Origin of the sequence: Micrococcus sp. KRD096, assembly GCF_017168495.1 — a bacterium.
GTDB classification, from domain to species: Bacteria; Actinomycetota; Actinomycetes; order Actinomycetales; family Micrococcaceae; genus Micrococcus; species Micrococcus luteus.
Genome location: NZ_JABFAY010000002.1, coordinates 278,298 through 285,483, shown reverse-complemented (window position 1 = coordinate 285,483; position 7,186 = coordinate 278,298). Strand labels below are relative to the sequence as shown.

Below are 7,186 nucleotides of genomic sequence, written 5' to 3'. Positions count from 1 at the left end.
CTCCTGGGGGATGCGGGTGGACGAGGAGGCGGGGTGCGCGGCGGTCGACGGCGGCCCGTCGGGCGGTGCGTCCGGCGGCACGCCCGCCTCTGGAGGCGTCGACGACGCCGCCTCGGCCCGCGGCTCGACCACCTCCAGGGGAGGACGCCGCCGCCCGGGGAACAGGGACGCGGTGACGGGATCGCGGTGGATGATCCATCCGATCCCCGCGAGCATCAGGACGAGGGTGAACACGCGGACGGCCAGGACCGGCAGCCACTGCGCCACGGAGAGCTGGTCCACCACACCGACGCCGGTGAGCAGCAGCACCGCGAGCGCGGTGACCCACCCGAGCCAGCGGGGATGGTCGGCGCCCCACGGCAGCGGGCGGAGGGCGCACGCCAGCAGCGGCAGGACCCAGAGCAGGTACCACGGCTGGATGATCGGGGCGGTGGCGACGGCCACCACGAGCACGGCCGCCGCGCTGAACACCGGGTCCAGGGGCCGGCGGCACAGGGCCAGCCACGCCGTGAAGCCGAGGGCCGACACCGTCATCACGGTGTAGAAGGCCGCGGCCACGTCGCGCGCCCCCAGGGGCGTCACGGCGTCGACGACCGCGCCGAGCAGCAGGCCGAGCAGGCCCACGGGGGCATACGGGAACGCCGCGTCCCCGCTCGTGAGCATGGCCGGCACCCAGCCGAACCAGAGGCCGGAGCCGGCGCCGAGGATCGTGAGGACGGCCAGGGAGATCACCGCCGTCGTGAACCACGGGCCGAGCCGGTCCCGCCGGCGCAGGCGCGGATCGGCCGCGCGGAACCGGGCCCAACCGGTGGGCAGGAGCAGGGCCACGAAGGGCAGCACGAGGGCTGTCAGAGGCTTGATCGCGACGGACAGGGCGATCAGCACGATCCCCCACAGCGCATGCACGCGGCGGCGGGGCGGGCGGACCATGAGCAGGATGCCCGCGAGCATCAGCCCCGACATCAGCGCGTCGTTGTGCGCGCCGGCGATCATGTAGAGCAGGAACAACGGGTTCGCCACGGCCACCCACGTGGCCCACGGCCCGCAGCGGCCCGCGACGGCGGCCAGCCGCGGCACCGCCCACAGGCACAGCGCCAGGCCCGCGAGCGCCAGGAGCCGGAACGCCGTGACGGAGAGCTCGATGTTGCCGCCCGTGGCCCGCCACGTCGTCTCGGCGAACAGCAGGAACAGCGGCCCGTAGGGGGACGGGGACTCGGCCCAGATGGAGTCCGCTCCCTGCATGAACCAGCCGGGCAGGGCGGACACGCCCTGGGAGTACGGGTCGAGACCCGACGCGAGGAGCCGGCCCTGCTGGAGGTAGGAGAACACATCGCGGGAGAAGATCGGCAGCGCGAGCATCAGCGGGGCGGACCACCACCAGGCGGCCCGGGCCACCAGGCGGCCGTGCTCCTCCCAGCGGCCCCGCAGCGCGCGCCCCAGCTCGAGCCAGGATCGGACGAGGAGCAGCGAGCCGGCGGCCAGCAGCACGGTGCTGAGCAGCACGCCGGGCAGGTAGACCCGCAGCGGGTTGAGCAGGGTGGTGCCGGAGAACACCGAGTCGGGCGTCATCGGCAGCCATCCCACGCCCCAGGAGCCCGCCGTGATGAGCACGGACGCCCACGTGCCCCGGCGGACGGCCGCCTCCGGCTCGGGCTGCGCCGCCACGCGGCTCGGACGGGGCCGTCGGGCGCCGGTCGTCGCGGGGGCGGCCGGCCTCACTCCCCCGGCTCCACGGGGCGAGGGGCGCCACGGAGCCGGGCCAGGCCGGCGCGCACGGCGGGGCGCACGTGCCAGCGGTCCTTCACGAACCGGCTGGTGCGGCGGTCCACGACGAGGATCCACAGCAGACACAGGGCGGAGACGATCAGGGACATTGCCTTGACCTGGTCCGCGATGTCCAGGAACTGCCAGGTGAAGAGCTGGTCCGACGCGCCGAAGGCCAGGAAGTAGCCGACCGTGAACACGACCCACTTGATCTGCCAGTTGTCCCGGATGCCGATCACGGCGAAGAACGGCAGCAGCCACAGCAGGTACCAGGGCTGGATGATGGGCGAGAGGATCACCAGCGCGGTGAACGCCCACGTCATGCGCGTCATCACGCGGTCCTGGCGGCCGAGGAACATCAGGGCCAGCACGATGAGCACCGAGAGCACGCGTCCGGCGGTCTTGTACACGCCCTCGACGGCCTGCACGTCCGCCCCCTGTCCGAGGAGCTCGCTCGCCCCCACCGTGATGAGGGACAGCATGCCGATCGGCCCCCACGGCACGGTGCCGGTGCCCGTGCCAACCATGACGGCCACCCAGCCGAAGCCGAAGCCGTTGAGCACGCCCACCAGGGCCATGAGGCCGAAGGAGATCCCGGCGGTGAGGGCCCAGAAGGCGAACCGGCGCGGCCATCGGGCCGTCGGGCCGGCCCACAGCAGACCGATGAACGGGAGCAGCACGAGGGTGATGGGCTTGATGCCCAGGGACAGGGTGACCAGCACGACGCCGGCCACCCCCCACGCGACGGACTGCCCGGGTCGCTGGGGGCGGAGCGGATGCCCGGCGCGCAGCGCGCACCACGTGCCGGCCAGGGCGAGGCCGACCATGAGGGCGTCGTTGTGCCCGGACGCGACGAAGCTGATGGTGAAGAGCGGGTTGGCGGCGCTGATCCACTGCGCCCACGCATCGTTGACGCCCAGCCGGCGGGCCAACAGCGGCACGAAGACCATGATCAGCGCGACGCCGGCCACCGCCACCAGGCGGAACAGGAAGATCGCCAGGTCCGGGTTCATGTCCCCCGAGATCGCGACGACGGCCTGCTCGATCCACAGGAAGATCGGACCGTACGGGGTCTCGGAGTCCGCCCAGGTCGCGTCCGCTCCGAGCTGGAACCAGTTGGACAGCGAGGAGATCGTGTCCACGTAGGGGTCCTGCCCCGCCACCATGAGACGGCCCTGCCCCACGTAGGCGAAGATGTCCCGGCTGAAGATCGGCAGGGCCACGACCTGGGGCAGGCACCACAGGACGGTCGCGAGGTTGACCGTGCGCAAAGCGCCGCGGCCGAAGGGGCGGATCGTCTGGCCCAGGCGCAGCCAGGCCCAGAACATCACCCAGCAGCCGAGGGTGAGGAGCGCCGTGCCGGCGAGCACGCCGGTCTCCTGGGTGCGCCACGGGATCAGCCACTGCCAGCGGTTGATCGGGGAGGCCGAGGCCAGCCAGCCGACGGAGTACGAGCCCACCACCAGGAGGAGGGAGCCGAGGGTCCCCACCAGGATGGGCCACCAGTCCGCGCCGGCGACCTGGGGGTCCGCGCGGAGGCCGCCGACGCCGACGTACTCCGGCCGGTGGGCCGTGGACCCGGACGGACGCGGGGTCGACACGCTCATGCGACGGGTCCTTCCGTGCGGTCCTGCGAGGGCGCGCGAGGGCGCGGCTCGCTCGAATCTACCATCGTGACACGCGAGTAGCCTGGGGGCATGAGCGAGACGAGCACCCCCACGCCGGAGAGCGCCCCCCTGGTCTGGATCGACTGCGAGATGACCGGCCTGCACCCCCAGGTCGACGAGCTCGTCGAGGTGGCGGTGCTCATCACGGACGCCGAGCTGAACATCCTGGACGAGGGCATCGACCTGGTGATCCGTCCCTCCGAGGCGGCCCTCGAGCAGATGGACCCGTTCGTCCGGGACATGCACACCACCTCCGGCCTGCTGCCGGAGCTGGCGGAGGGCCTCGAGCTCGACGACGCCGCCGCGCGCGTGCTCGAGTACATCGCCGCCCGCGTGCCCGCCGGCAAGGGCCTGCTGGCCGGCAACACGGTGGGCCAGGACAAGCTGTTCCTCGCCCGCTACATGCCCGCCGTCGTCGACCACCTGCACTACCGGATCGTGGACGTGTCCACCGTGAAGGAGCTGGCCCGCCGCTGGTACCCGCGCGCCTACTACCAGGCCCCCGCCAAGACCGGCGGCCACCGCGCCCTCGGGGACATCAAGGACTCCATCACCGAGCTGCGCTACTACCGGGCCGCCGTCATGGCCCCCGCCCCCGGCCCCACCACGGAGGAGGCCCGCGCCATCGCGGAGGTGGTGTCCGGGGCGCAGGCCTGAGCAGGCACTCCCGGCCCTAGTGCCCCGATTCGGCGCTGCGCGGGATCTCGTGTACTGTGGACCCCGCTGCGCCGCGCGGATCCGTCCGTGTGAAGCAGGCATGGTGGGCGTAGCTCAGTCGGCAGAGCGTCTGGTTGTGGTCCAGAAGGTCGCGGGTTCAATCCCCGTCGCTCACCCCACCCGAAGCCCCCGGAATCCTTACTGGTTCCGGGGGCTTTCTCGTTCCCTCATCGTGTTCGTGGTTGCGTCCATGGTTGTGTTCGGCACCCCGCGGGGCCGGAGCGGCCTCCGCGTGAGCGACGGGACCGAGGAGAGCGAGTCATGGCAACCATCAGCACGCGCACGTCGAAGAAGGGCGTGACCACCTTCCGGGTGGGCTACTACGAGCGCGGCCGCTTCCGGCAGATGCCGGCCATGCTCTCCGAGACGGGGGCGCTCCGCATCAAGGCGATCATCGAGGACCCCGCCCAGGGCCCGGACGTCGCCCGCTCGAGGCCCACGCCGACGGCACCGAGGACGTACCCACGCTCGCCCAGTGCCTCGACCGCTACGTCTTGGCCCGCGCCGTTCACTGCAGCGAGGGCACCCTGGCCGGCTACCGCCGCGAGGCCGCCCGCACCGCGCGCCCGCGGGTCTGCCCCCCGCACGCCGCGTGACCACAGGGTAGGCGGCGGTCGCCACGGGGTCCTCGGAGAGCGTGGCCACGCACATCGCCAGCGCCGTCCCCCGCAACCTGACCAGGTGCTCAGCGGCCCGGTCACGCGCGGCCCCACAGCTGCAGCACCATGTGGTCACGAACGGACAGGTGGCCGGCGCGGCCATCCTCGCTGACCTACCCGACTGGGCGGCGTTCTCCATCGCTGTCGGCCTCTCCGTCGTCGGCATGGTCCAGCCTGGCCTTCGCTGGGCGGCCCAGAACGCGACCGTGCCGGTGGGCGACGTCGTCGAGATCCGCGAGGGCTCCGACGTCGGCGCTGGCTCCCGAACGACCAGGTGGCCGAAGGCTCGTTCGTGCGCGAACTCGGCCGCAGCCCTCGCCATCGCGTCACCGACTGACCGGCCCCACGACGAAGCGCCCCCGCACTCCCTTCAAGGGAGTGCGGGGGCGCTTTCGTGCGTCTGGGTCAGGCCGAGCGGCGGCCGCGCCGTGTCTCGGTGGTCTCGCCAGTCTTGGAGGAGGCCAGCTTCACCAGGAGCGCGTCAGCGCGCCGGAGGGTCTCTCGCTTAGCGGCGTCGCGGACGAAGACCTTCTGCCCGCCGCGGCTATGAACGGTCACGTAGGCGCTCGAGTCGCGGGGGCGGGGCGCGTTCGACGAGAGCTGGGCAGTCATGGTGGTCACCTCCGGGTGTTGAAGACGAGTGTAGAGCCGGTGTGGATGTAACGACTAGAGGCTACTGGGTGTGACCGCGGAGCCAGGGACATCCGGTGCGCACGTTGTTGAGGAAGCCACCGCTGCGCGATTGGCGGTGCAGCCGTTTCTCCTTGGCCACCCGTCTCTCCACCTGCACGCTGTCCTGGATGATGTCGTCGACGATCCTGTCGACGACCTCCGCGAACATGGCCCGGTCTTTGTCGGAGGCCGTCTCGCTGTCGATGATGTGGCTGGCCAGGGCCATGCCGGCGTTCACGGAGGTGGTCTCTTCGGCCGTCATCAGTTCTATGGCCTTCACGGCGCGGGCCCACCAGTCCGCACGGTCGTCAGAGCGCTTCTTCTGCAGGTAGGCGAGGAAGGCAACGATGACGGCGGTGGCGGTTCCCACGGGCGCGAGGGCGGAAATCCACTGCGCCCAGATGGGGAGCGAGGAAATTGCGGACGCAGTCAGCAGGGCGAGGTGCACTGCTTCAGCATAGGGAGAAGCTGGCCTTCCGTGTCGCGGATTTACCCGTAACCGTGCCGTCCCGCCCGGGCTACGCTGGGCCTCGGCGCCGCCCGCCATCCCCTCCGTGCGGCCGGCGCCTGCCGCGGCCAATCCCGTGACCGCTGCGGCTCCCGCTCCCGCCATCTCCCCTGGTGGCGGGGCGGCTTCGATTCCGGCTCCACGCGCGGGAACCCCGTCACCTCTCCCGAATGCAACCCTGGTTGGTAGCCTCCGTCCACCGAACACGACCTGTTCAAACCGGGGCGCGTGGCCCACCGTCCCGCATGATTCGGCCAGGCCGGGGCGTGTCCAGCCGGGTTCAATCCCCGTCCCTCATCCCACACGAAGCGCCCGGAATCCTTGCGGATGCCGGGAGCTTCTTCGTGTGCTCAGTGATTCCCGGACGCTCGGCGCAGCCGCAGCGCGCCGATGAATCCGAGCAAGAGGAACACGGCCGCGATGAGCAGTGCCCAGCGCGTCGCGTCGGCGAAGCCGGCCGCGGGCAGCGTGGCGGCGAGGGCGATGGACAGGGTGGCCCCGGCGAACGCGGTGCCCAGCGCTGAGCCGATCTGTCGGACCGTGCTCTGCGTCGCGGAGCCCTGACCCGAGATCTCCACGGGGATGTCCTGGAGGACGGTGCCCGTCAGCTGCGCCGAGGCCAGGCCGCCAGGTGACGGGCCGCGGCGCCCGAGAGGAACGCGCCCGCGGCCCTCGCGGCCAGGACCAGGCCCGCCCCCATCACGTCCAGGCCGAGCACATTGATGAGGTAGAGCGGCAGCACGAAGATGAGGGCGAACTCACCGACGGCGACCATGGCCGCGGTGACGTTGCCCCCGAGAACGTCGAGAACGTGAACAGTCCGAGATCGAGCAGGGCCGAGCGGCGCACCTTCTCGCGGTGCCGCTCCGACGCGACGAACAGTCCCAGGGCGAGCACCACGACCGCGAGCGCGAGCGCGAGGGGGACGATCGAGATCGGCGCGCGTGGACCAGACCCAGCCGAGGATCGTCAGGTCCTGCTTCGGGGTCCACCAGCCGAGGTCTGGGCCCTCGATGACGGCGAACACGAGCGCACCGAACGTGATGGCGCTGAGCAGGGCGCCGTCGACGTCGACGCCGGGACGCTTCTTCTCGCCGCGGGTCTCCGGGACGGGCAGCAGCGCGGTCAGCAGCCCGGCGTAGAGGCTGGTCACCCACTGCGCGTCGGCGAGGTCCAGGTGCAGGTCAGCGATGATGGCG

Annotated in this window: 5 protein-coding genes, 1 tRNA gene and 1 pseudogene; 2 read left to right on the top strand and 5 right to left on the bottom strand. The window is 71.8% G+C overall.

Going from position 1 to position 7,186, the window contains the following annotated elements; all coding sequences use genetic code 11:
* Together mptB (J1M41_RS01600) and mptB (J1M41_RS01595) are read right to left on the bottom strand one after the other, a co-directional pair.
* The coding region (mptB, locus tag J1M41_RS01600) for a polyprenol phosphomannose-dependent alpha 1,6 mannosyltransferase MptB (protein ID WP_342214047.1) at window positions 1-1,665 on the bottom strand (1,665 nt) is incomplete at its 3' end.
* Window positions 1,666-1,715: 50 nt separating this feature from the next.
* Window positions 1,716-3,371, bottom strand: a complete 1,656-nt coding sequence (gene mptB, locus J1M41_RS01595) for a polyprenol phosphomannose-dependent alpha 1,6 mannosyltransferase MptB (RefSeq protein ID WP_206451001.1) — start codon at window positions 3,369-3,371, stop codon at window positions 1,716-1,718.
* Window positions 3,372-3,461: 90 nt separating this feature from the next.
* Between mptB (J1M41_RS01595) and orn the strand changes: the two genes are divergently transcribed.
* Entirely contained in the window at window positions 3,462-4,088 is a 627-nt protein-coding gene (gene orn / locus J1M41_RS01590) for an oligoribonuclease (RefSeq protein ID WP_144819499.1), read from the top strand.
* A 103-nt stretch (window positions 4,089-4,191) separates the two neighbouring features.
* Window positions 4,192-4,267 (top strand) — tRNA-His (locus tag J1M41_RS01585).
* A 945-nt stretch (window positions 4,268-5,212) separates the two neighbouring features.
* Here the strand turns inward: J1M41_RS01585 and J1M41_RS01580 are convergent.
* The 3 genes and pseudogenes from J1M41_RS01580 to J1M41_RS01570 form a co-directional block, all read right to left on the bottom strand.
* On the bottom strand, window positions 5,213-5,419 hold the full coding sequence (locus tag J1M41_RS01580; RefSeq protein WP_036384866.1) for a hypothetical protein: 207 nt from the start codon (window positions 5,417-5,419) through the stop codon (window positions 5,213-5,215).
* A gap of 61 nt (window positions 5,420-5,480) precedes the next feature.
* A complete protein-coding gene (locus J1M41_RS01575; protein ID WP_206451000.1) occupies window positions 5,481-5,927 on the bottom strand; it encodes a hypothetical protein in 447 nt (148 codons plus the stop codon).
* Between the two features lie 410 nt (window positions 5,928-6,337).
* Window positions 6,338-7,098 (bottom strand): annotated as a pseudogene (locus J1M41_RS01570) (MFS transporter); the annotation flags it as partial.
* Between the last annotated feature and the right edge of the window lie 88 nt (window positions 7,099-7,186).

Excerpts from the sequence above, each read along its gene's own strand:
- orn (WP_144819499.1), top strand. The coding sequence starts at position 3,462 with ATGAGCGAGACGAGCACCCCCACGCCGGAGAGCGCCCCCCTGGTCTGG.
- mptB (WP_206451001.1), bottom strand. The coding sequence starts at position 3,371 with ATGAGCGTGTCGACCCCGCGTCCGTCCGGGTCCACGGCCCACCGGCCG.
- J1M41_RS01580 (WP_036384866.1), bottom strand. The coding sequence starts at position 5,419 with ATGACTGCCCAGCTCTCGTCGAACGCGCCCCGCCCCCGCGACTCGAGC.